A 19,181-nucleotide genomic window follows, 5' to 3' on the forward strand; every position below is an offset into this window, starting at 1 on the left:
TTCCCGCCCAGGTTTCACACTCGGCGCCCGCTCACCTCACGGCTGAGTCGACGAACCGCCGCCCTCGACCACGCCCTGCGCGGCCTGCGCTCGCTGCTCGTAGCTCTGCCGCTTGGTGGTGTCGAACTCCAGGAACACGTTGTCCAGGCCGAGCTTGCGATTCATCCAGCGGCGGCCACGCGGGCCGAGCAACTGGGCGGCCTGCGCGGTGAACCGCAGGAACGGCGGCACCGCCACGTGGGTCTTCGGCTTGTCCAGCGTTTTGACGATCGCGGCGGCGATGTCCTCGGGCTCAACCGGTTTGGTGCCGATGGTCTCGCGGGTGCCCGAGATGAGGTCGGTGTTGGTGAACGGCGGCATGACCACCGAGACATGCACGCCATGCGGGGCCATCTCGTCGGACAGCGCCGCCGAGAGGCCGACGACGCCGAACTTGGCGCCGACGTAGACGACCTGACCGGGCACCGGGATCACACCGGACAGCGAGGCGATGTTGATGATGTGGCCGCGACGGCGGGCGATCATGTCCGGCAGCGCCAGCTGGCAGCCGGCGATGACGCCGTACAGGTTGACCTCGATCGACGACCGGATCGACTGCTCGGACTGGTCGAGGAACGGCCCGATCGGCATCACGCCCGCGTTGTTGATCAGCACGTCGATGTGGCCGCCGCCGTCGGTGCGCGCCTTGTCGAGGAACGTGGCGAACGACTCGCGGTCGGTGACGTCGAGCGGGTAGCCCGACACCGTGCCGAGGTTGGTCAGCTTGGCCACCGAGGATTCCTGCAGTGCCACGTCACGGTCGCCGATGACCACGCGGGCGCCGCGCTTGAGCAGCGCCTCGGCGGTCGCATATCCGATGCCCCGCGCGGCGCCGGTGATCGCGATGGTCTTGCCACGGATGTTGTCCATGGCGCCAAACTTTACACGTGTCAAGTTTTGATCGGAAGTGGGTCGGGCGGGTGCTCCCACAGGCGCGTTGCGATCACTCCTCGATGTCGGTGCCGGCGGGTCAGAAGATGCGCAGCCCTCTGGCATCTCGCGAACAAGTCATTCAACAGTTCAGTTGAATATTGGCCTCAGGACAACATGAGGATGCAGCTACTGTCAACACAGTGGTTGAAGATCAGACGTCGGGTGAAATCCGGTTCGTGGCCGTCGGCCAGGACGATCCGCTGGCCGCGCCGCTGCTCGCGGAGCTCGCGACGGAGTACGCCGACCGCTACGGAGGCAGCACGGAACGGGTCGCGCGCTGGTTGCGCTCCTACCCGGCCGCCGAGTTCAGTGCCCCGAACGGCGCCATGCTGATCGGCCTGCGCGACGAGGTGCCGGTGACCGGCGGCGCCTTCCGCCGCTTCGATGCCGACACCGCCGAACTCAAGCGGATCTGGACCGACGGCAACCACCGCCGGCGTGGCCACGCCCGCGCGTTGCTCGCGGCGCTCGAATCCGAGATCGCCGCCCGCGGGTACACGCGGATCTACCTCACCACCGGCGACCGTCAACCCGAAGCGGAGGCGTTGTATCTCGCGACCGGCTACACCCGGCTCGACGAGCCACTGCCAGCCGAGAACGAGGTCTACCCCGTCGCGTTCGTCAAGGGGCTGCCCGCCGGCGGATAGGCTGTACGGCACGCGAGACCCGTGGGGGTGGTCAAGGGTGTCTCAGGCGGCCGTGGGATGGCTGATGCTGGCGGCGGCGATGTTCCTGCTGGCCGGGGGTCTTCTGCTGCGGTCCTTCGTCGGCCGACGCGCCGACCGCAGCGCGCTCGGCCGGATACTGCGGCGGATCCGGACCACCCGCTTCGGCAGGCTGTTCTTCGGCCCGGTGCACGGCGACGCGCTCGAACCCGAGGAACTCGACCAGATGATCCTGATGCCGACGATCATCGTCTCCTGCGGGATCTGCCTGTCGGCGCTGTTCCTGCTCGGCTACGTGCTGCTGGCCCCCTGATCGCTTCGTGCTCAGCGGGGGCGGGCCTGCTCGACCAGGTCGTGGATCGGGCCGCGCCACACCGGGCCATGCCCGGGCAGCAGCACCTCGGTCTCCAGCAGGCCGAGCGCGGCCAGGCTGCGCACACAGCCGTCCTGATCGTGGTTGAACATGTCGGGCAGCAACTGGGGCCGGTGGTGGCGCAGCAGCGGGTGGCCGGTCACCAGTGCGTCGCCGCTGACGAGCACACCGTCCACCACGAAGGAACAGTGACCGCCGGTGTGGCCCGGTGTCGGGACGGCCCGGGGCGCACCCGGCAGCCCCGCGGCGACCTCGTCGGTCAGGGCCCGCGCGGTCGGGATGCCGTCACGCACCATGCCGCCCCTGCGGGTGATCGCCACCGTCCAGGACAGCCACCGCGGCTGCCAGATGTGCTGCGCGACCTTGGCCGGCGCGACTTGTTCGAGGTAGTCGCGCCTGGCGTGGCCCACCTCGTCGGCGTGGCAGAACACCGGGATGCCATGGTCTTTCGCGAGCCCGATGGCCGATCCGAAGTGGTCGACGTGGGCGTGGGTCAGCAGGAACGCCCGGATGTCGTCGACCCCGAAACCGGCGTCGCGCACCGACTGCAGCACCTCGCCGCGCTGCCCCGGGAAGCCGGCGTCGATCACCAGCACACCGTCGGGACCGGTCACCAGCGTCCAGTTCACCAGCTCGGTGCGGGCGAAGTGCACGTGCTCGGTGATCTGCGTCAGCGCCGCCGCCATCCCGCGAGTCTAGGCAAGAGAGTAGAAACGAACGCGTGGCTGAAACCAAACATGGACTGAAACTGGGCTACAAGGCGTCGGCGGAGCAGTTCGCGCCGCGTGAGCTCGTCGAACTGGCCGTGGCCGCCGAGGCGCACGGCATGGACAGCGCCACGGTCAGCGACCACTTCCAGCCGTGGCGGCACGAGGGCGGCCACGCGCCGTTCTCCCTGGCGTGGATGACCGCCGTCGGTGAGCGCACCAAGACACTCCAGCTGGGCACCTCGGTGCTGACACCGACGTTCCGCTACAACCCGGCGGTGATCGCGCAGGCGTTCGCCACGATGGCGTGCCTGTACCCGGACCGCATCTTCCTCGGCGTCGGCACCGGAGAGGCGCTCAACGAGATCGCCACCGGCTACGAGGGCGAGTGGCCGGAGTTCAAGGAACGGTTCGCGCGCCTTCGTGAGTCGGTGAAGCTGATGCGCGAGCTGTGGCTGGGTGACCGCGTCGACTTCGACGGCGAGTACTACCGCACCAAGGGCGCCTCGATCTACGACGTGCCCGAGGGCGGGGTGCCGGTGTACATCGCCGCGGGCGGCCCGGTGGTGGCCAAGTACGCCGGCCGCGCGGGCGACGGCTTCATCTGCACCTCCGGCAAGGGCGAGGAGCTGTACAAGGACAAGCTCATCCCCGCCGTCTCAGAAGGCGCAGCGGGTGCGGGCAGATCGTCCGGCGACATCGACCGGATGATCGAGATCAAGATCTCCTACGACACCGATCCCGAACTGGCGCTGGAGAACACCCGATTCTGGGCGCCGCTGTCGCTGACCGCGGAGCAGAAGCACAGCATCGACGACCCGATCGAGATGGAGAAGGCCGCCGACGAGCTGCCCATCGAGCAGGTCGCCAAGCGCTGGATCGTCGCCTCCGACCCCGACGAGGCCGTCGAGAAGGTCAAGGACTACGTGGACTGGGGCCTCAATCACCTGGTGTTCCACGCACCGGGGCACGACCAGAGGCGATTCCTCGAGCTGTTCCAGCGCGACCTGGAACCGCGCCTGCGCCGGCTGGGCTGATCCGCCGCGCTGCCGATGCGGATACTCCTCACCGTCCTCGGCGTGCTCGCGCTGGGTGCGGCTGCGCTCGGCCTGGCGGCACGGTATGTGCCGATCGACGGGCACGCCGTGCTCATCGTGGCGTCGGCGGCGCCGTACCTGATGCTCGCCGCGCCCGTCGCCGTGGCGCTGCTGGTCCTGGGCCGGCGCTGGGTGCTGACCGGCCTGGCGGCACTGCTGTCGGTGGCGCTGCTGGTCGTCATGCTGCCCCGCTACATCGGCTCCGAAAACGCCGCCGAATCCTCGGCCGCTGTGCGCGTGCTGACAGCCAATCTCGGCATGGGCCGGGCGGATCCACGTGCCCTCGCGTCGGCGGCGACCGCGACCGCCGACGTGCTGGTGGTCGAGGAGATGACGCAGGAGGCGGCGACCGGGCTGTCGCGGGCCGGTCTTGACCGCGCCTTCCCGCACCGCATGCTCGACCCCCACCCGATGGCCGGCGGGATCGGCGTGTGGAGCCGCCACCCGATCACCGACTCCGGATTCGTCGAGGACTACACCCTGTCGACGCTGCGGATGCGCATCCAGGTGCCCGGGGTGGTCATCGCCCCGACCGTGGTGGCGATTCACCTGCCCTCGCCGTGGCCGAAGCCGATCGGCGACTGGCGGCGCGATCTGGCCCGGTTGCCGACGACGCTGCGCGAGCTGGGCACTCAGGCCGGCCCCGGCGCGGTGATCGTGGCGGGCGACCTGAACGCGACGATGGACATGGCGCCGTTACGGCGGCTGCTCGACGAGGGCTACCGCACCGCGACCGAACAGGCCGGCGCCGGTCTGGGCCGTACGTTCCCCGGCGGGAGCCGGATACCGCCGGTGCTGGCCATCGACCACGTCCTGGTGCGCAATTGCCATGCGACGTCGGCGCGCAGGATAGGCCTGCCGGGCTCCGACCACCTCGGCCTGCTGGTGGGTGTGGAGGTCCCGCTCGATCCGTAGGCTTTGACTCGTGCCCGAGGCCCGAGAACCCCGAGTGTCCGCCATCTACGTCGCGTCGCCGGAAGGCGACACCGGGAAGTCGACCATCGCGCTCGGCATCCTGCACCGCCTGGCGGCGACCGTCGCCAAGGCGGGTGTGTTCCGGCCGATCGCGCGGGTATCGGACCCGGTGGGGCAGGAGCGAAGCGACCCGGGGGATGGCGCTGAGGCGGAGCGCGACTACATCCTGGAACTGCTGCTGGCACACACCACCGCCGGGCTGTCCTACGACGACTGCGTCGGCGTCAGTTACCAGCAGCTGCACGAGGACCCCGACGCCGCGATCGGCGAGATCGTCGACCGCTACCACCGGGTGGCCGACCAGTGCGACGCGGTGTTGATCGTCGGCAGCGACTACACCGACGTGGCCGCCCCCAGCGAGTTGAGCGTCAACGCGCGGATCGCGGCGAACCTCGGCGCCCCGGTGGTGCTCGCGGTCAAGGCCCGGGACCGCAGCCCCGCCCAGGTGGCACAGGTGGTCGAGGTCTGCCTGGACGAGATCGCCGGCCAGCACGCGCTGACCGCCGCGGTGGTGGCCAACCGCTGCGACCCCGACCAGTTGACGGCGGTCGCCGACGCGCTGCGCACCGTCGGCCCGCCGGCGTACGTGCTGCCCGAGGAACCGCTGCTGGTCGCACCGTCGGTGGCCGAACTGCAGAGCGCCGTCGACGGGACGCTGATCCTCGGCGACGAGGCGCTGCTGCACCGCGAGGCGATGGACGTGCTCGTTGCGGGTATGACCGCCGAACATGTGCTCGAGCGGCTCACCGAGGCCGTCGCGGTGGTCACCCCCGGGGACCGTTCGGACGTGGTGCTCGCCGTGGTCAGTGCACACGCCGCCGAGGGGTTCCCGTCGCTGTCGGGCATCATCCTCAACGGCGGGCTGGACCTGCACCCGTCGATCTCGGCGCTGGTGTCCGGGCTCGGGCTGCGGCTGCCGATCATCGCCACCCCGTACGGCACATTCGAGACGGCCAGCCGGGTCGCCGCCACCCGCGGCCGGGTCACCGCCTCCTCACAGCGCAAGATCGACACCGCGCTGACGCTGATGGACAGTCACGTCGACACCGCCGATCTGATTGCGCAGCTTTCGATCTCGGTGCCGACGGTGACGACGCCGCAGATGTTCACCTACCAGCTGATCGACCAGGCCCGCTCGGACCGCAGGCACATCGTGCTGCCCGAGGGCGACGACGACCGCATCCTCAAGGCCGCCGGGCGGCTGCTGCAACGCGGGGTGGCCGACCTGACGATCCTCGGCGAGGAGACCCAGGTGCGTTCGCGCGCCGCGGAACTCGGCGTCGACCTGTCCGCGGCCACCGTGCTCGACCCGCTCACCAGCGACCTGTGTGACCGGTTCGCCGAACAGTACGCCGAACTGCGCAAGCACAAGGGTGTGACGGTCGAGCAGGCCCGCGAGACCATCCACGATGTCTCCTACTTCGGCACCATGCTGGTGCACAACGACATGGTCGACGGCATGGTGTCGGGCGCCCGGCACACCACCGCGCACACCGTGCGTCCGTCCTTCGAGATCATCAAGACCCTGCCCGACGTCTCTACGGTCTCCAGCATCTTCCTGATGTGCCTGGCCGACCGGGTGCTGGCCTACGGTGACTGCGCGATCGTGCCCGACCCGACGTCGGAGCAACTCGCCGACATCGCGATCTCCTCGGCGCGCACCGCCGCGCAGTTCGGCATCGACCCGCGGGTGGCCATGCTGTCCTACTCCACCGGCACGTCGGGCACCGGCGCCGACGTCGACAAGGTCCGGGCGGCAACCGAATTCGTCCGCCAACGCGAGCCGGACCTGCTGGTCGACGGCCCGATCCAGTACGACGCCGCCGTCGAACCGTCGGTGGCCGAGACGAAGATGCCCGACTCACCGGTCGCCGGCCGGGCGACGGTGCTGATCTTCCCGGACCTCAACACCGGCAACAACACCTACAAGGCGGTGCAGCGCAGTGCGGGGGCGATCGCCATCGGCCCGGTGCTGCAGGGCCTGAAGAAACCGGTCAACGACCTGTCCCGGGGGGCGCTCGTGGAGGACATCGTGAACACCGTGGCGATCACCGCGATCCAGGCGCAGGGCAAGTGAGCGCCGAGCGCACCGTCCTGGTGCTCAACTCCGGCTCGTCGTCGGTGAAATTCCAGTTGATACAGCCCGATTCGGGTGCGTCGCTGGCCGACGGCGTCGTCGAGCGGATCGGTGAGGAGTCATCCTCGGCGAGCCTCACGCTCGGTGAGCGTGAGGTCCGCCGCGACGACAAGGTGGCCGACCACGAGGCCGCGCTGCGCACCGCGTTCGAGCTGTTCGAGGAGGCCGGCGCGCAACTCGGGTCGGTCGGGCTGGTCGCAGTGGGTCACCGCGTCGTACACGGCGGCCCGGATCTGTACCGGCCGACACTGATCGACGACGCACTGGTCGCCGAACTCGAGGAGCTGGCGCCGCTGGCGCCGCTGCACAACCCGCCGGCGGTGCTCGGCATCAACGTCGCCCGCAAGGCGCTGCCCGACCTGCCGCACGTCGCGGTGTTCGACACCGCGTTCTTCCACGACCTGCCACCGGCGGCGGCGACCTACGCGATAGACCGGGACATCGCCGAGCAGTGGCACATCCGCCGGTACGGCTTCCACGGCACGTCACACCAGTACGTCAGCGAACAGGCCGCCGCCTTCCTCGGGGCAGCGCCGGAATCGCTCAACCAGATCGTGCTGCACCTGGGCAACGGCGCGTCGGCGTCGGCGATCGTCGGCGGGCGCCCGGTCGACACCTCGATGGGCCTGACACCGATGGAGGGGCTGGTGATGGGCACCCGCTCCGGGGACATCGACCCCGGCGTCGTCATGTACCTGTGGCGGACCGCGGGCATGAGCGTCGAGGACATCGAGACCATGCTCAACAAGCGCGCCGGCGTGCGCGGTCTCGGCGGCGAGGTGGACTTCCGGGTGCTGCACGAGCGCATCGAATCAGGCGACGAGCAGGCGCAATTGGCCTACGACGTCTATATCCACCGGTTGCGCAAGTACATCGGCGCGTACCTGGCACTGCTGGGCACCACCGACGTCATCAGTTTCACCGCCGGTGTCGGCGAGAACGACGCCGCCGTCCGGCGCGACGCCCTGTCCGGGCTCGCGCCGCTGGGGGTGGAACTCGACGAGCACCTCAACGCCAGCCCCGCGAAGGCGGCCCGGCGGATCTCCGCGGACAGGTCGCCCACCACGGTGCTCGTCGTGCCGACCAACGAGGAGCTGGCGATCGCGCGGGCCTGCGTGCAGGTCATCGACGAATAGCGGTTGTCCTGCGCCGAGATCGACGTGGTGCAGAAGAAGTGCGGGACAAGTCATGCGTGAGAGCAATCTCGACGCCGAGACGTGACGCGCTCAGAGCCGGTGCATCTCGCGCGACATCGCGGCGTTCTCCATGAAGCTCTCCCGTCGCGCCTGGCGGTGCTGCTGCGGCCGTGCGGCCGGGCCGGACAGCCAGGCGGCGATCGCAGTGCTGATGGCCGCGAACGGCTTCTGTCGAGCTCCGGAGCGCGTCAGTGGTGTGGAGCCGGCATGGAATCCGGCCAGGGAACCGATCGGTGGGCGTGCGCCCAGGTCTGCCGTTGTCATGGCTGAACGCTATGAACTGCAGGGTGCCGCGCGCATCGCCCTGCGGTTCGATCTTCAGGTCCTCCCTTGGACGGGCCCGAACTCATACCCCGGCATGATGCCGGCGGGCTCAAGGCGTCCGTAACCTTTTCCCAAAGGGGGTGAGAGATGGCCGGTCGAGTAGCGAACATCGTTGCGTTGGTGGCCGCTTCGACGGCTCGGATCCTCGGTCCCCGCGTGATGCGGGTTGTCGCGCGTTTCAACAGATTCGTGACGAATCCCCTTCTAGGCCGATGGGCACCGCACCTGCGGCACATGGCGGTGATCGAGCACCGGGGCCGTACGTCGGGCAGGCGGTACCGCACGCCGGTCATGGCCTTCATCGGCGACGGCCACCTGCGTGTCGTGCTCAACTACGGGGAGCGGTCGGACTGGGTGCGAAACGTGATGGCCGCGGGCACCGCCGAGGTCGTCAACAAGGAGACGCGATTTGTCCTGAGTAGCCCACGCATCCTGTCGAGCGGTGCCGGGCGCGTCCTGCACGCAGCGCTCTCACCCGTCTGACCCGCAAGCCTCCGCCGTCAGAAGGTGCTCATCGGGCGAACGCTGTTCGCCAGGTCGACCAGCGCGTAACGGTGCGACTGCGTGGGCGCCACCCTGGCGAGGCTGCGCAGCGAGGCCTCCACACCCAGCTGCAGGCCGTGCTCGGTGAACGGGAAACCGAGGATGTGATTGGTGCTCGCGGTGTTGTCGGCGAGCCAGTCCATCGCGGTGCCGAGCACGAGTGCCCGGATCTGGAGCACCCGCGGCTCGGTGTCGGGCAGTGCCTCCACGCGCCGCGCGGCGTCGCGGATCTGCTGTTCGGTGATCTCGGCGGCCGATCGCCCGGACAGCAGCGTCACCGCACTGGTCAGCCGGGCGGTGGTGAAATGCCGCGAGGTGGCCGGGACCTCGTCCAGCGTGCGGACCGCCGCATCGCGGTTGCCTTCGACCGAGTTGGCGCGCGCCAGGCCGAAACCGGCCGAGATGACGCCGTTGTCGGTGCCCCACACCGTGTCGTAGAACCGCTGCTCGTCGGCGCTGCCCGCGAGTTCGGCCGTCGCCGCCAACGCCAGCTTGGGCGCCAGCTCGCCGGGCTGGGTGTCCAGCACCTCGGTGAAATGCTTCATGGCGGACTCGTAGTCGGCCGACAGCAGTTCGGCGACCGCGCGGAACCACACCAGCCGCCACCGCCAGCCCACCCGGGCGGCGAGGTCGTCGAGCTTGCGGGTGGCCTTCGCGACGTCGCCGAGGTCGAGCAGCGCCCGCACCTCCATCAGCGGCAGCTCAACCGATTCCGAGAGGTCGATGCCCTCCGAGTCCAGCGCACCGTGCCGTGCCGCACGCAGCTGGTCCAGCGTCTGCACCGGCTGGCTCAGCACGCTCGCCGACAACACCGCCGCACCGACGTCGGCCGGGTCGACCAGCGGCACCGGCAGTGCCTTGACGATCTCCTGTGCGGTGAGCTTCTCCGAATGCACCTGGCCGTCGACATAGACGTCCGTATGTGCCACCAGCAGGTCGATGCCGAACGTCGAGCGCGTCGGCGAGAAGACCGTGGACAGACCGGGTCTTGGCGATCCGGTGTCGAGCGCCACCACCTCGCGCAGCACGCCCAGCAGCTGCGCCGACATCTCCTCGGCCGACCCGAACCGGCGCCGCGGGTCCGGGTCGATCGCCCGCCGCAGCAGTCGGCCGAACGAATCGTATTGGATCAGAACAGGATCGTCCTCCGGCAGGCCGTCGACATAGCGGCCCTTGCGGGTGCGCAGGTCCAGCGTCAGCGCCGCGAGCGTCCGGCCGACCGTGTAGATGTCGGTCTGCACCGTCGGACCGGTGCGCACGATCTCCGGCGCCTGGTAGCCCGGCGTGCCGTACAGGTAGCCGAACGAGTTGATCGTCGACACCGCCCCGAGGTCGATGAGCTTCAGCTGGTCCTCGGTGAGCATGATGTTCTCGGGCTTGAGGTCGTTGTAGGTCAAGCCGATCGAATGCAGATAGCCCATTGCGGGCAGGATCTCGAGCATGTAGCCGATCGACTGGGCCACCCCGAGGCCCGACCCCTTGGCCTGCTTGAGCGACGTTCCGCCGACGTACTCCATCACGATGTAGCCGACCGGATTGCCGTGCTTGTCGTTGTGCTCGACGAAGTTGTAGATCTTCACGATGCCGGGATGGGTCACCTCGGCCAGGAACTGCCGTTCGGCCATGGCGATCGCCTGCGCCTCGGCGTCGCCGGTGTGCACCAGACCCTTGAGCACCACGGGCCGGTCGTTGACGTTCTTGTCGAACGCCAGGTACACCCAGCCCAGCCCGCCGTGCGCGATGCAACCCTTGATCTCGTATTGCTCGGCGACGATGTCGCCGGGATTGAGTTGCGGCAGAAATGAATACGGGCTGCCGCAGTGCGGACAGGAGCCTTCGGACCGCGCCCTGCCGTCCTTCGACGACCGGCCCACCGGGCGGCCGCAGTTCCAGCAGAACCTCTTCGACTCGGCCACCACCGGGTTGACCATCAACGCGTCCAGCGGATCCTTGGCGGGCACCCGCGGCATCTCGACCAGCCCGCCGCCGAGCCGCCGGATCGGCGAGAGTGTGCGCGTCACCGTCGTCGGGTGATCGTGCGAGTCGGTGTCCTCGGTGCGCACCGAGATGCTGTCGGTGTCGTCGAAATGCGGGCGGAACACCGCCTGCGTCGCCATCGGCCGCAGCGTCGCGACGGAATCGAGCTCGTCCAGCGACGCCGGCTGCGTGCCGGGGCCCTCGTCGTCCTCGACGGCGGGCATCAGTCGACGTACCTTGCGACCGGAGGTGCGGGAGCCGGACCGAGCACCGTCAACCACTTGCGGTACAGCGTGTTCCACGTCCCGTCGCGCCGCACCCGCTCCAGCGTGCCGTTGACGAAGCGCACCAGACCGGTGTTCTGCAGGTTGACGCCGATGCCGTAGGGCTCCTCGTTCATGCTCGGCCCGACGATGTGCAGGTACGGGTCCTGAGCCACCAGCCCGGCAAGGATCGCGTCGTCGGTGCTGACGGCGTCGACCTGCCGCTGCTGCAGCGCCACCAGGCAGTCCGCCCACGTCACCACGGCGACGATGATCGGCGACGGGCTGATCTGTTGGATCCGCCGCAGCGACGTGGTGCCCTTGACCACGCACACCCGCTTGCCCGACAGGTCGGACGCCTGCGAGATGGCCGAACTGCGCGGGGCCAGGATCCGCTGGTTGGCGGTCAGGTACACCGTGGAGAAGTTCACCAGCTTCTTGCGCTCGCAGGTGATCGTCATCGTCTTGACGACCACGTCCACCTGGTTGTTCTGCAGCGCCGCGATGCGGTCCGCCGACGACATGATGCGGTACTCGACCTGGGCGGGCGAGCCGAAGATGTCGCGGGCGATCTCGCCGGCGATGTCGACGTCGAAGCCGGTGATCTCACCGGTGATCGGGTCGCGGAAGGAGAACAGGTTGCTGCCGATGTCCAGCCCCACGATCAGCCGGCCGCGGTCCCGGATGTTGCGCACGGCCGCGTCGGCCTCGTCGCGGTCGCTGAACGGGCGCAGGCTCGCCCTGCGGTTGCAGTCGTCGTCCTCGGTCGGGGGCAACCGCACCGGCTCCGGCGGCAGCTCCTCCATCCCGGCGGGTGTGGGCGGCGCGAGCGTCACCCCCGGCGCGGGAGTCGAGGACGTCGCCTGCCCGCATCCGGTGAGCACCGCGGCGGCGGTGACGAGGGCGAGCAGCAGCCTCATCAGCGGCTGTCTCTTCTTCGCGCAAGCGCTCATCAGCGGTACTCACTGAGTCGTGGCCACAGCCCCAGCGCCACCGCGATCGCCGCGATCACGCTGAGCACTGCGGCGCCCGCGGTGGCGCCCGACAGCACGCGACGGGCATTCATGATGTCGCTGCGCAGCTGGCCGCGGCTCTCCTCGATGCCCTTGTTCAAGGCGTCGTTGAGCTTGTCGAACGCGGGGGTGGAATCGTCCTCGCCGGTGCCCAGTGCCACCTGCGTCGCGGCCTGATAGTTGCCGACCGCGATGTAGGAGTTGATCCGGTCGTCGGCGGCGCGCCACCGGGTCAGCAGACCCTCCGCGTTGGCCAGGTCGGTGGTGTCGATCGAATTGTCGCGACCGAGGTAGTCCGACAACTCCTGCTGCATCATGTCGATGCGCTGGTAGTAGGACTGCTTGCGGACGTTCTCGTCGCCGCGCCGGATCAGCGCCAGCGTCTCGTCGGCGCGCGCCTGCTGGGCGGTGATGGCCAGGGTCGTGATGGTCCGCAGCGATTCCGCCCCGGCGCCCTTGGCGCTGCGGCTGTCCGCGGTGGAGATCGCGAGCGCCGTTCCCACCCACACCACCATAATCAGCACGGCCAGACCGCCGGCGACGAAACCGATGTTGACCCGGCGCCGGGTCCGTCGCGCCAGCCAGCGGTTGGCGAATGCGCCGAACAGCAGCGTCGCCAGCACCACCAGGATCACCGGGTTCGGGATCCGGGTGGAGGCCGTGGTCTCCTCGTCCACCCGCGCCGAGGTCTCCTGGTAGAGCCGCTGCGCGTCGGGCAGGATCTGCGTCTGCATCAGCGACGAGGCCTCGGACAGGTAGGACGAGCCCACCGGGTTGCCCGCCCGGTTGTTGGTGCGGGCGGTCTCGACGAGCCCGGTGTAGACGGCCAGCCGCGCGTTGATCCGGCCGAGCAGCTGCACCAGCGGCTCATCGGTGAGGCCGCTCGAGGCGCGGGTGAGGGCGACGGCCGCGTCGGTGATCGCCTGCTCGTAGCGCTGCCGCACGTCGCGCGGTTCGGTGCCGGCGATGAACGCGGTGGCCGCGGCGGCGTCGGCGACCGAGAGCCGGGTGTAGAGCTGCCCGGCGGCGAACGACAGCGGCTCGGTGTGGTCGAGCACCGTGGTGAGCGCCTGCTGGCGGTCGTTGATGCTGGTCGACGTGGCGAACGCACAGGAGATGGCCAGTGCGGAGAGCACCATGCCGATCGTCAGGATGCGGCCGGGCGTCGTCCAGAGGAACCACCACCGCGGATGCGCCGGCGTCGTGGGTGACCGTGACGCCAGCGGCTCGGTTGACGGGTGCGCCAACTCCACAGTCACCTGTGCGCGGTCCTCATCTATCCGGCTGCGTGAACGACTTGATCAACTCTATAAAAGAATCCTAAGAGGTCGGGGGAGGACGCGCGCCCGATCGGCGACGGCCGTCCGAGGTCGGGCAGTCCTATCCTGTACGGATGCGCGGCGACGGTGACGGTTGGGTGTTCTCCGACAGCGGCCGTTTCTGGGGAAGACACGGCGCGGCCGGGCTGCTGCTGCGCGCGCCCCGCCCGGACGGATCACCCGCGGTGCTGCTGCAGCACCGCGCGGTGTGGAGTCACCAGGGCGGCACCTGGGGTCTGCCCGGGGGCGCACGGGACAGCCACGAGACCGCTGAACAGGCCGCGGTCCGCGAGGCGCACGAAGAGGCCGGCCTCACCACCGATCAGCTCACCGTGCGGACCACCGTCGTCACCGCCGAGGTGGCCGGCATCGGCGGCGCGGCGTGGAGCTACACCACCGTGATCGCCGACGCGCCGGAACTGCTCGACACTGTGCCCAACCGAGAGAGCGCCGAACTGCGCTGGGTGGCCGAGGAGGAGGTGGCGGAGCTGCCGCTGCATCCGGGATTCGCCGCCAGCTGGGAGCGGCTGCGCACCGTGACGGCGGCGATCCCGCTGCTGGTCAACGGGCAGAGCTGAGCGCCGCCTTCAACCGCCGCGCCGCCGCCGCCGGATCCTCGGCGGCGGTGATCGCCCGCACCACCACGATGCGCGCAGCGCCTGCGGCCAGCACCTCGGGCAGCCGCTGCTCGTCGATGCCGCCGATGGCGAACCACGGCTTCGCCGGCGCCAACCGCGCCACCTCCCGGACGAGGTCGAGCCCGGGCGCCGGCCGCCCCGGCTTGGTGGGCGTCGGCCAGCACGGGCCGACGCAGAAGTAGTCGACCTGCTCGGCGACGGCCGCCTCCGCCTGCGCGAGATCATGGGTGGACCGGCCCACCACCGGTCCCGGCCGCAGGATGTCGCGGGCCAGCAGCAGCGGCAGGTCGTCCTGGCCGAGGTGCAGGCCGTCGGCGCCGGCCGCCCGCGCGATGTCGGCGCGGTCGTTGACCATCAGCAGTGCGCCGTGCCGTCGCGCCGCCTCGCCCAGCACCGCGAGCGCCTCGATCTCCTGGCGTGCCTCCAGAGGGCCGAACCGCTGCTCGCCGGGCGAGCCCTTGTCCCGCAGCTGGATGAGGTCCACCCCGCCTGACAGCGCGGCGTCGGCGAAGTCGGCGAGGTCACCGCGCTCGCGGCGGGCGTCGGTGCACAGATACAGCGAGGCGGCGGCCAGACGTTCGCGTGGCATGAGCACATCGCGACGCTAGCCGAAGTCGGGTAGCGGACTACTCTAGGCGGCCGCCCGAGCCGGGGAGACGCTCCATGAGCAGGTCAAACCCGGTGAGGCAGGTGGCGGCATGGACAGAATCGGCGGACGCGCAGTGGTGCTGGGCGCGAGCATGGGCGGCCTGCTGGCCGCAAGGGTGCTCGCCGACCTCTACGACAGCGTCACCGTGGTGGAGCGCGACGTGCTGCCCGACGGCGCCGCCAACCGCCGCGGCGTACCGCAGGGCAGGCATGTGCACGCCCTGCTCGGGCGCGGGACCGGGATCCTCGAGGAGCTGCTCCCGGGCATCACCGGTGACCTCGATGCCGCCGGTGTGCCCGCGCTGGACTACACCGACATGTCGAAGATGTACCTGTGCCTCGGCGGGCACCCGAGCATGCCCAGTGGTGGGTTCAAGAACGTCCCGTCGCTGTACATGCCGAGCCGGCCGCTGCTCGAGGGGCTGGTCCGGCGGCGGGTGCGTGCGATCCCCAACGTCACCGTCCTCGACGGCCACGACCTCATCGACATCGTGACCAACGCCTCGCGCGACCGCATCATCGGCGCGCGGGTGCGTCCGCACCACGGCGGCGGCGACGAGGTGCTCACCGCGGACCTGGTGGTCGACTCGACCGGTCGCGGTTCGCGGACGCCCGCGTTCGTCGAGGGCCTGGGATACGGGCGCCCGGCCGAGGAGAGCGTCAGCGTTCGGGTGATCTACTCGAGCCAGCTGCTGCACATGCCGGCCCACACCATCGACGAGATGATCGCCCTGGTCAGCCCGGTTCCCGGGCGTCCGACCGGGATGGCGCTGATCGGCTACGAGAACGACATGTGGGGATTCACGGTGTTCGGGATGGCCGGCCACGAGCCGCCCGGTGAACTGTCCGAGATGGTCGACTTCGCCGCGGGCCTCGCGCCGCGGCACGTTCTCGAGGCGGTTCGCGCCGCGACACCCGTCGCCGACGTCTGCCGCTTCCGCTACCCCGAGAGCAGGTGGCGGCGCTACGACCAAATGCGCCGCTTCCCCGACGGCTTCCTCGTGCTCGGCGACGCGATCTGCAGCTTCAACCCGATCTACGGCCAGGGCATGACGGTGGCCGCGCTGCAGGCGAAGGCGCTGCAGGACAGCCTGCGGGCGGGCACCGCCGGGCTGGCCCGGCGGTACTTCCGGGCCGCCGCCGAACCGATCGGCGTGGCATGGCAGTTCGCGGTCGGCGGCGACCTGAGCCTGCCCGAGGTCGAAGGGCACCGGTCCCTGTCGATGAAGCTCATGGGCCGGTACGTCGACCGGGTGCAGGCCGCGAGCGAACACGACGTCGACGTCGCCGAGCAGTTCATCCGGGTGGTGGGCCTGCTCGACCCGCCGCAGCGGTTGCTGCATCCCAGGATCGCCCTGCGCGCCCTCTCGCCGCGCCGCCGGTCGCATCCGGCCGAGCGCGTCCCGGTTGCGGAGGGCACCGCCGGGTAGTCTGGAGGCTCGACACGGGAGTCCCGGCACCGGGGACTGAGAGTGGGCGCGCGCCGCCCTTACCGTCGGACCTGATCCGGATCATGCCGGCGAAGGGAGCAGCAATGCCTCAGGGATCACTCGCCGTCATCGGTGGCGGCGTCATCGGCCTGGCCGTCGCCCGCCGCGCCGCGCTCGACGGCTGGCAGGTCTCGGTGCACCGGGCCGACGCGCACGGCGCGTCGTGGGTGGCCGGTGGCATGCTCGCCCCGCACAGCGAGGGCTGGCCCGGTGAGGAGCGGCTGCTGCAGATCGGACTGGAGTCGCTGCGACTGTGGCACGAGGGCTTCCTCGACGGGATGCCGGACGGCGTGGTGACGGCGCGGGAGTCGCTGGTGGTGGCCGTCGACCGCGCCGACGCGGCGGACCTGCGGACTGTGGCTCAGTTCCTGGCCGAGCAGGGGCACCCGGTCACCCCGACCACGTCCGCACGCGAGATCGAACCGCTGCTGGCCCAGGGCATCAGGCACGGCTTCGTCGCGGGAACCGAACTGGCGGTGGACAACCGGTTGGTGGTCGACGCGCTGGCCGCGCACTGTGATCGGCTCGGGGTCCGGTGGGAAGGCCCGGTCGACCAGCTGTCCGACGTCGGCGCCGACGTCCGGGTGATCGCCAACGGCATCGACGCGCCCACCCTCTGGCCCGGGCTGCCGATCCGGCCGGTGAAGGGTGAGGTGCTGCGACTGCGGTGGCGCCGCGGGTGTATGCCGGTGCCGCAGCGGGTGATCCGGGCCCGGGTGCACGGACGGCCGGTATACCTGGTGCCGCGCGCCGACGGGGTGGTGGTCGGCGCCACCCAGTACGAACACGGTCGCGACACCGCGCCCGCCGTCGCGGGGGTGCGCGAACTGCTCGACGACGCGTGTGCGGTGGTGCCTGCGCTGGGGGAGTACGAACTCGCCGAGTGCGCGGCGGGACTCCGGCCGATGACGCCCGACGGGGTGCCGATCGTCGAGCGCCTCGACGAGCGCACGATGGTGGCGGCAGGCCACGGCCGAAGCGGATTCCTGCTCGCACCGTGGACCGCCGAACGCATCGCGGCCGAATTGAACGTCATGGCAGGGGTGAGGGCATGAGAGTCACGGTGAACAACGAGGACGTCGACCTGGACGGCCGGCCCACGGTGGCCGACCTGCTCGACCGGATGGGCTTCCCGGACAAGGGCATCGCGGTGGCGGTGGACTGGTCGGTGCTGCCGCGGTCGGAGTGGGAGACCCCGCTGGCCGAGGGCGCGAGGGTGGACGTGGTGACGGCGGTGCAGGGTGGCTGATCCGGGCAAGCTGACGATCGCGGGCAGGGAGTTCGGCTCCCGGCTCATCCTTGGCACCGGCGGCGCGGCCAACCTTGCGGTACTCGAGCAGGCGCTGGTCGCGTCGGGCACCGAGCTGACGACGGTGGCGATGCGGCGGGTGGACGCCGAGAGCGGCACCGGCGTGCTCGACCTGCTGAACCGGCTGGGCATCACGCCGCTGCCGAACACCGCGGGCTGCCGCGGCGCCGCCGAGGCGGTGCTGACCGCGCAACTGGCGCGTGAGGCGCTCGGCACCGACTGGGTGAAGCTCGAGGTGATCGCCGACGAGCGCACCCTGCTGCCCGATGCGATCGAATTGGTCCGCGCCGCAGAGCAACTCGTCGACGACGGGTTCACCGTGCTGCCGTACACCAACGACGATCCGGTCTTGGCGCGGCGGCTGGAGGACACCGGCTGCGCCGCGGTGATGCCGCTGGGTTCCCCGATCGGCACCGGTCTGGGCATCGCCAACCCGCACAACATCGCGATGATCGTCGAGCAGGCAGGCGTCCCGGTGATCCTCGACGCCGGGATCGGCACCGCCAGTGACGCGGCCATGGCGATGGAACTGGGCTGCGACGCCGTGCTGCTGGCGACCGCCGTCACCCGCGCCACCGACCCGGCGCTGATGGCCGCCGCGATGGCCGCCGCCGTCACGGCCGGACGCCTCGCCCGCCAGGCCGGCCGGATCCCCAAGCGGTTCTGGGCGCAGGCGTCGAGCCCGTCGCTGTGAACGGCCGCTACGTCGCGCTCGGCAGCTCGATGGCCGCCGGGCCGGGGATCCGCCCGTCGGCTGACGGGGCGCCGTTCCGGGCCGGCCGGTCGGTACGCAACTACCCCCACCTGGTGGCCGCGGCGCTCGATCTCGAATTGGTCGATGTCACCTACTCCGGCGCCACCACCGCCCACGTGCTCGACGAGCGGCAGAACGGCGTGCCGCCGCAGATCGAGGCGCTCGACGGTGACGAGCGCCTGGTGACCGTGACGATCGGCGGCAACGACGCCGGCTACGTGCCCCTGCTGACCGTCGCCGCGCTGCCGCGGTTCACCCGCTCACTGCCGCTGCTCGGCGGCCGGATCCGCGACCTGCTCGACCCGACGGCGCGCGACCGCGCCCTGGTGCTGGTCGCCGATTCGCTGCAGCGGGTCGGGCAGGCCGTCCGCGAACGTTCGCCGCGCGCCACCGTGCTGTTCGTCGACTACCTGACGCTGCTGCCGCCGGCCGGTTCGCCCGCACCGCCGCTGGCCGGTGTCGACGCCGCGCTGGGCCGGCGGGTGGCCGACACCCTCGAGCGGTTGACCGGTGAGGCAGCCGCGGCGACCGGGTGCCGATGGGTGCGGGCCGCCGAGGCCAGCCGTGCCCACCACGCGTGGTCGGCGCAGCCGTGGACGACGCGGCCCGGCCTGCCCCTGCCCGGCCGTCCGGCGCCGTTGCACCCCAACGCCGCGGGGATGCGCGCCGTCGCCGATCTGGTGCTCGACGCGCTGCGCTGACGGGCCGAATTCGTGCATCCGCGGGTGCGGGGTGCATGCGACGATAATCGTCGACGGCCGTGCGACTGGCCGCAGCTACC

Annotated in this window: 20 protein-coding genes and 1 riboswitch; of the genes, 13 read left to right on the forward strand and 7 right to left on the reverse strand. The window is 70.5% G+C overall.

All coding sequences use genetic code 11. The features are described 5' to 3' along the window. Positions 1-36: 36 nt before the first annotated feature. On the reverse strand, positions 37-909 hold the full coding sequence (locus O6P37_RS25040; RefSeq protein ID WP_269896617.1) for an SDR family oxidoreductase: 873 nt from the start codon (positions 907-909) through the stop codon (positions 37-39). A 203-nt stretch (positions 910-1,112) separates the two neighbouring features. Here O6P37_RS25040 and O6P37_RS25045 point away from each other — a divergent pair, with 203 nt between their 5' ends. Both O6P37_RS25045 and O6P37_RS25050 read left to right on the forward strand, forming a co-directional pair. Continuing rightward, complete coding sequence (locus O6P37_RS25045) at positions 1,113-1,619, forward strand: GNAT family N-acetyltransferase (RefSeq protein ID WP_269896618.1); 507 nt, start codon at positions 1,113-1,115, stop codon at positions 1,617-1,619. A gap of 37 nt (positions 1,620-1,656) precedes the next feature. After that, positions 1,657-1,950, forward strand: coding sequence for a hypothetical protein (locus tag O6P37_RS25050; protein WP_269896619.1), 294 nt, complete (start codon positions 1,657-1,659; stop codon positions 1,948-1,950). An 11-nt stretch (positions 1,951-1,961) separates the two neighbouring features. On the opposite strand, the gene O6P37_RS25055 is transcribed toward O6P37_RS25050, so the two are convergent. Beyond that, positions 1,962-2,696 carry an MBL fold metallo-hydrolase gene (locus tag O6P37_RS25055; protein WP_269896620.1) on the reverse strand — a complete coding sequence of 245 codons (735 nt, stop codon included), beginning with the start codon at positions 2,694-2,696 and terminating at the stop codon, positions 1,962-1,964. A gap of 56 nt (positions 2,697-2,752) precedes the next feature. Between O6P37_RS25055 and fgd the strand changes: the two genes are divergently transcribed. Genes fgd through O6P37_RS25075 form a run of 4 tightly spaced genes read left to right on the forward strand, consistent with a single transcriptional unit; the run spans position 2,753 to position 8,062 of the window. Continuing rightward, complete coding sequence (gene fgd, locus O6P37_RS25060) at positions 2,753-3,754, forward strand: glucose-6-phosphate dehydrogenase (coenzyme-F420) (protein ID WP_269896688.1); 1,002 nt, start codon at positions 2,753-2,755, stop codon at positions 3,752-3,754. Positions 3,755-3,769: 15 nt separating this feature from the next. Beyond that, positions 3,770-4,729 carry an endonuclease/exonuclease/phosphatase family protein gene (locus tag O6P37_RS25065; RefSeq protein WP_269896621.1) on the forward strand — a complete coding sequence of 320 codons (960 nt, stop codon included), beginning with the start codon at positions 3,770-3,772 and terminating at the stop codon, positions 4,727-4,729. 34 nt (positions 4,730-4,763) lie between these two features. After that, positions 4,764-6,866 carry a phosphate acetyltransferase gene (pta, locus tag O6P37_RS25070; RefSeq protein WP_269896689.1) on the forward strand — a complete coding sequence of 701 codons (2,103 nt, stop codon included), beginning with the start codon at positions 4,764-4,766 and terminating at the stop codon, positions 6,864-6,866. Then, positions 6,863-8,062, forward strand: coding sequence for an acetate kinase (locus tag O6P37_RS25075; RefSeq protein ID WP_269896622.1), 1,200 nt, complete (start codon positions 6,863-6,865; stop codon positions 8,060-8,062). The genes pta and O6P37_RS25075 overlap by 4 nt, the downstream gene beginning before the upstream one ends. Before the next feature lie 90 nt (positions 8,063-8,152). Here O6P37_RS25075 and O6P37_RS25080 read toward each other — a convergent pair whose 3' ends face one another. After that, positions 8,153-8,386, reverse strand: coding sequence for a hypothetical protein (locus tag O6P37_RS25080; RefSeq protein WP_269896623.1), 234 nt, complete (start codon positions 8,384-8,386; stop codon positions 8,153-8,155). A 219-nt stretch (positions 8,387-8,605) separates the two neighbouring features. Here O6P37_RS25080 and O6P37_RS25085 point away from each other — a divergent pair, with 219 nt between their 5' ends. Beyond that, positions 8,606-8,929: a nitroreductase family deazaflavin-dependent oxidoreductase gene (locus tag O6P37_RS25085; protein ID WP_269896690.1), complete on the forward strand. Its 324-nt coding sequence runs from the start codon at positions 8,606-8,608 to the stop codon at positions 8,927-8,929. A gap of 17 nt (positions 8,930-8,946) precedes the next feature. Here O6P37_RS25085 and O6P37_RS25090 read toward each other — a convergent pair whose 3' ends face one another. The 3 genes from O6P37_RS25090 to glnX are packed head-to-tail and all read right to left on the reverse strand — an operon-like array spanning position 8,947 to position 13,501. Continuing rightward, on the reverse strand, positions 8,947-11,190 hold the full coding sequence (locus O6P37_RS25090) for a serine/threonine-protein kinase PknG (RefSeq protein ID WP_269896624.1): 2,244 nt from the start codon (positions 11,188-11,190) through the stop codon (positions 8,947-8,949). Continuing rightward, positions 11,190-12,182, reverse strand: coding sequence for a glutamate ABC transporter substrate-binding protein (locus O6P37_RS25095; protein ID WP_269896625.1), 993 nt, complete (start codon positions 12,180-12,182; stop codon positions 11,190-11,192). The genes O6P37_RS25090 and O6P37_RS25095 overlap by 1 nt, the downstream gene beginning before the upstream one ends. Next, positions 12,182-13,501, reverse strand: coding sequence for a protein kinase G-activating protein GlnX (gene glnX, locus O6P37_RS25100; protein WP_264013602.1), 1,320 nt, complete (start codon positions 13,499-13,501; stop codon positions 12,182-12,184). Before glnX ends, O6P37_RS25095 begins: the two co-directional genes overlap by 1 nt. Positions 13,502-13,635: 134 nt before the next feature. Here glnX and O6P37_RS25105 point away from each other — a divergent pair, with 134 nt between their 5' ends. Then, positions 13,636-14,139, forward strand: a complete 504-nt coding sequence (locus tag O6P37_RS25105; RefSeq protein WP_269896626.1) for an NUDIX hydrolase — start codon at positions 13,636-13,638, stop codon at positions 14,137-14,139. On the opposite strand, the gene thiE is transcribed toward O6P37_RS25105, so the two are convergent. Beyond that, complete coding sequence (gene thiE, locus O6P37_RS25110; protein ID WP_269896627.1) at positions 14,123-14,788, reverse strand: thiamine phosphate synthase; 666 nt, start codon at positions 14,786-14,788, stop codon at positions 14,123-14,125. The two genes, O6P37_RS25105 and thiE, sit on opposite strands and share 17 nt — an antisense overlap. Positions 14,789-14,897: 109 nt before the next feature. Between thiE and O6P37_RS25115 the strand changes: the two genes are divergently transcribed. The 5 genes from O6P37_RS25115 to O6P37_RS25135 all read left to right on the forward strand — a co-directional run bounded on the left by O6P37_RS25115 (position 14,898) and on the right by O6P37_RS25135 (position 19,101). Further along, positions 14,898-16,277: an FAD-dependent oxidoreductase gene (locus O6P37_RS25115; RefSeq protein ID WP_269896628.1), complete on the forward strand. Its 1,380-nt coding sequence runs from the start codon at positions 14,898-14,900 to the stop codon at positions 16,275-16,277. Between the two features lie 4 nt (positions 16,278-16,281). Then, positions 16,282-16,392: riboswitch (TPP riboswitch) on the forward strand. Next, positions 16,382-17,392, forward strand: a complete 1,011-nt coding sequence (gene thiO, locus O6P37_RS25120) for a glycine oxidase ThiO (protein WP_269896629.1) — start codon at positions 16,382-16,384, stop codon at positions 17,390-17,392. (Overlaps the previous riboswitch by 11 nt.) Further along, positions 17,389-17,586 carry a sulfur carrier protein ThiS gene (gene thiS / locus O6P37_RS25125; protein ID WP_269896630.1) on the forward strand — a complete coding sequence of 66 codons (198 nt, stop codon included), beginning with the start codon at positions 17,389-17,391 and terminating at the stop codon, positions 17,584-17,586. The genes thiO and thiS overlap by 4 nt, the downstream gene beginning before the upstream one ends. Next, positions 17,579-18,340 carry a thiazole synthase gene (gene thiG, locus O6P37_RS25130; protein ID WP_408633250.1) on the forward strand — a complete coding sequence of 254 codons (762 nt, stop codon included), beginning with the start codon at positions 17,579-17,581 and terminating at the stop codon, positions 18,338-18,340. The genes thiS and thiG overlap by 8 nt, the downstream gene beginning before the upstream one ends. Next, complete coding sequence (locus O6P37_RS25135; RefSeq protein WP_269896631.1) at positions 18,337-19,101, forward strand: SGNH/GDSL hydrolase family protein; 765 nt, start codon at positions 18,337-18,339, stop codon at positions 19,099-19,101. The genes thiG and O6P37_RS25135 overlap by 4 nt, the downstream gene beginning before the upstream one ends. Positions 19,102-19,181 lie beyond the last annotated feature (80 nt).

It is taken from the genome of Mycobacterium hippophais, from assembly GCF_027529605.1.
Classification (GTDB): domain Bacteria; phylum Actinomycetota; class Actinomycetes; order Mycobacteriales; family Mycobacteriaceae; genus Mycobacterium; species Mycobacterium arseniciresistens.

Coding starts and splice junctions, on each gene's coding strand:
- O6P37_RS25040 (WP_269896617.1), bottom strand. CDS start 909: ATGGACAACATCCGTGGCAAGACCATCGCGATCACCGGCGCCGCGCGG.
- O6P37_RS25055 (WP_269896620.1), bottom strand. CDS start 2,696: ATGGCGGCGGCGCTGACGCAGATCACCGAGCACGTGCACTTCGCCCGC.
- O6P37_RS25065 (WP_269896621.1), top strand. CDS start 3,770: ATGCGGATACTCCTCACCGTCCTCGGCGTGCTCGCGCTGGGTGCGGCT.
- O6P37_RS25080 (WP_269896623.1), bottom strand. CDS start 8,386: ATGACAACGGCAGACCTGGGCGCACGCCCACCGATCGGTTCCCTGGCC.
- O6P37_RS25085 (WP_269896690.1), top strand. CDS start 8,606: ATGCGGGTTGTCGCGCGTTTCAACAGATTCGTGACGAATCCCCTTCTA.
- O6P37_RS25090 (WP_269896624.1), bottom strand. CDS start 11,190: ATGCCCGCCGTCGAGGACGACGAGGGCCCCGGCACGCAGCCGGCGTCG.
- O6P37_RS25095 (WP_269896625.1), bottom strand. CDS start 12,182: ATGAGCGCTTGCGCGAAGAAGAGACAGCCGCTGATGAGGCTGCTGCTC.
- O6P37_RS25105 (WP_269896626.1), top strand. CDS start 13,636: ATGCGCGGCGACGGTGACGGTTGGGTGTTCTCCGACAGCGGCCGTTTC.
- thiE (WP_269896627.1), bottom strand. CDS start 14,788: ATGCCACGCGAACGTCTGGCCGCCGCCTCGCTGTATCTGTGCACCGAC.
- O6P37_RS25115 (WP_269896628.1), top strand. CDS start 14,898: ATGGACAGAATCGGCGGACGCGCAGTGGTGCTGGGCGCGAGCATGGGC.
- thiO (WP_269896629.1), top strand. CDS start 16,382: ATGCCTCAGGGATCACTCGCCGTCATCGGTGGCGGCGTCATCGGCCTG.
- thiS (WP_269896630.1), top strand. CDS start 17,389: ATGAGAGTCACGGTGAACAACGAGGACGTCGACCTGGACGGCCGGCCC.